The organism is Limimaricola litoreus (assembly GCF_024159025.1).
Classification (GTDB): domain Bacteria; phylum Pseudomonadota; class Alphaproteobacteria; order Rhodobacterales; family Rhodobacteraceae; genus Limimaricola; species Limimaricola litoreus.
In genome coordinates, this window is record NZ_JAMYXC010000209.1 from 1 (window position 1) to 2,970 (window position 2,970).

2 protein-coding genes, 1 pseudogene and 1 riboswitch are annotated in these 2,970 nt (G+C 69.9%); of the genes and pseudogenes, 2 read left to right on the plus strand and 1 reads right to left on the minus strand.

Features of this window, described 5'->3' with window-relative positions; all coding sequences use genetic code 11:
* Window positions 1–273 (minus strand): annotated as a pseudogene (locus NHG85_RS13385) (malate synthase A); the annotation flags it as partial.
* 159 nt (window positions 274–432) lie between these two features.
* Here NHG85_RS13385 and NHG85_RS13390 point away from each other — a divergent pair.
* Both NHG85_RS13390 and thiD read left to right on the plus strand, forming a co-directional pair.
* Complete coding sequence (locus tag NHG85_RS13390) at window positions 433–1,869, plus strand: helix-turn-helix domain-containing protein (RefSeq protein WP_253333177.1); 1,437 nt, start codon at window positions 433–435, stop codon at window positions 1,867–1,869.
* Between the two features lie 45 nt (window positions 1,870–1,914).
* Window positions 1,915–2,013: riboswitch (TPP riboswitch) on the plus strand.
* A gap of 55 nt (window positions 2,014–2,068) precedes the next feature.
* On the plus strand, window positions 2,069–2,869 hold the full coding sequence (thiD, locus tag NHG85_RS13395; RefSeq protein ID WP_253333179.1) for a bifunctional hydroxymethylpyrimidine kinase/phosphomethylpyrimidine kinase: 801 nt from the start codon (window positions 2,069–2,071) through the stop codon (window positions 2,867–2,869).
* The last annotated feature ends 101 nt before the right edge of the window (window positions 2,870–2,970 follow it).

Below are 2,970 nucleotides of genomic sequence, written 5' to 3' on the forward strand. Positions count from 1 at the left end.
GTCGCGCAGGGCCTCGGGGGCGGGCGCGCAGCTCCACATGCCCTTGCGAATGCTCGCCGTGTCTTCGAGGTAATCGGGCATGCGGCCCGCATCGGCGCGCTCCTGTCGGCGCTCGCGGGCGACGGAAAGCGCCTGCATCTTCGGGCCGAAACGGGTCTGAAGCTCGGCGGCCAGCGCCAGCGCGTCGTCGGTCAGGACGCGGGAGGCGCCGGGCACGTCGCGCAGCAGGACCGGCTTCGGGGCTGCGGGGGCGGGGACGAGATCGAGAGGCATCTGCGTGACCTTCCTGTTGGCGGCACCGGAGGGGAGAAGGGTGCCTGTTCTGTCTGTAAGGTTAGTATGGTCATATCGCAGTTGCAGCATAATTTTGTTGCGAGCGGGTAATCATGTAAGTTATGTGAGCGGTAAGTTTGAAACTTTGTTAGGTATGAAATGAGCGAGCGCGGTGAAAAGCTGCTGATCGGCCCTCGGCTCAAGGCGCTGCGGGTCTCTCTCGGGCTGACGCAGGCGCAGATGGCCGGACGCTTGGGCGTCTCGTCGAGCTACGTGACGCTGATGGAGGGCAACCAGCGCCCGGCCTCGGCCAAGCTGCTGATGCGGCTGGCCGAGGCCTTCGACATCAACGTGAGCGAGCTCGCGCCCGAGACCGACGCGCAGCTTGCCGCCGATCTCGCCGCAGCCCTCAAGGACCCCGCTTTGGAGGCCAGCGTCGGCCGGGTCGAGATCGAGCAGGCGCTTTCCGCCGCGCCGAACGTCGCCGCCGCCCTCGTGCGGCTGCACGACCGCTACCGCCAGCTTGTCCTGTCACGCCAGACCGACGCCAACCCGCTCGCCGATCGCGACAAGGTCGAGGTGCTGGAGGAGGGCAGCCGCGCGGTGCAGTCGGTGCGCGCCTGGCTGTTCGAGCGGCGCAACCATGTCGATGCGCTCGACCGCGCCGCCGAGGCCATGGCCGAGGAGATGAAGCTGCACCGGAGCGAGCCGCACACCGCGCTGACCGAGCGGCTGCGCGACCATGGCATCCGCGTGCGCATCCTGCCCTCCGAGGTGATGGCGGGGCGGTTGCGCCAGCACGTGGCGCATCGCGGCGAGCTGCGCCTGTCGGAACTTTTGGGCCAGTCGAGCCGCCGCTTCCAGATGGCGGTGCTGCTGGCGCGGCTGGAGCGCGGGCAGGAGATCGCCGACGAGGTCGCGGCCTCGGGGCTGACCGACCCTTCGGCGCTGGCGCTGGCGCGGGTGACGCTGGCCAACTACTTCGCCGCCGCTTTGCTGATGCCCTATGCGCGCTTTCTTGGCGCCTGCGAGAGCGCGCGCTACGACGTGGAGCTTCTGAGCCACCGCTTCGGCACCAGCTACGAGCAGGTGGCGCATCGGCTCACCACTCTGCAGCGCGAAGGCGCGCGCGGCATCCCGTTCTTCTTCGTGCGGGTCGATCAGGCGGGCAACATCTCCAAGCGGTTCAGCGCAGGTCGGTTTCCGTTCTCCTCCTTCGGCGGCACCTGCCCTTTGTGGAACATCCACGCCGCCTTCGAGGCGCCCGACCGGGTGCAGACCCAAGTGATCTCCATGCCCGACGGCGCGCGGTATTTCTCGATCGCCCGCACCGTGACGCGCCACGGCGGCACGCTGGGACAGGCCGCGACGCGGCTGGCCATCGGGCTGGGCTGCGACGTGGCCTATGCGCCGCGTCTCGCCCATGCCGAGGGGCTCGACCTCGATCGGATCACCCCGACCGGCATCGGCATCAACTGCTATCTCTGCGAGCGTCCCAACTGCGCCAGCCGCGCCCATGCGCCGGTCAATCGCAGGCTCGAGATCGACGAGAGCGAGCGCGGCCTCGCGATCTACCGCTTCGAGGGCGAGCGGTGAGAATGCCCTCCCTTGCGTCACTCAAAAGGCCCGGCTAACGTCCGCCCGAATCCGTTGGGGTGCCCGCGAGGGCTGAGAGGTGAAAGCCGACCCATCGAACCTGATCCGGCTAATACCGGCGGAGGGAACGGAGACGCGACCGGGGCCATGTCACGCCCGGAGTCCGTCCCGCGCCCCCGTCCGGGGGGAGAGCGAGACGATGCGCATCAAGACGGTCCTGACCATCGCGGGCTCCGACAGCGGCGGCGGCGCGGGCGTTCAGGCCGATCTCAAGAGCTTTGCCGCCTTTGGCGTTTACGGCACCTCCGCCATCACCGCGCTCACCGCACAGAACACGCGCGGCGTTTTTGGCGTGATGCCGGTGCCGCCCGAGATGGTGAGGGCGCAGATCACGACCGTGCTGGACGACATCCCGCCCGACGCGATCAAGATCGGCATGCCGGGCGACGCGGCGACGGTGGTGGCGGTGGCCGAGGCGCTCGTGGGTTACGCCGGGCCGATCGTGCTCGATCCGGTGATGGTGGCCAAATCGGGCGATGCGCTGCTCGACGACGCGGCGGTCGGGGCGCTGACCACCCGGCTCATTCCCCGCGCCGCGATCCTGACCCCGAACCTGCCCGAGGCGGCGCGGCTTCTCGGCACCGTGCAGGCCACGACGCCTGCCGAAATCGTGGAGCAAGGCCGTGCGCTGCTCGACCTTGGCCCGCGCGCGGTGCTGATGAAGGGCGGCCATGCGGACGGGCCGTGCTGCACCGACCGGCTGGTGAGCCGCACGGGCGTGCACGAGGTCACCGGCCCACGCATCGCCACGCGCAACACCCACGGCACCGGCTGCTCGCTCTCGGCGGCGCTGGCGGCGCTCTTGGCGACGGGACGCACCCCCGAAGCGGCCTTGGAGCGGGCGCAGAACTGGCTGTCGGGGGCGATCCGCGCGGCGGACGCGCTCGGCATCGGATCGGGGCACGGGCCGGTCGACCATTTCCACGAGGGGCGGCGATGAGGCAGCGGGTGATCGGCGGCGGCGTCATGGGGCTTGCCATGGCGGCCGAGCTGTCGTCGCGCGGGCGCGTGGTGACGGTGGTGGACCGGATGGCACAGGCC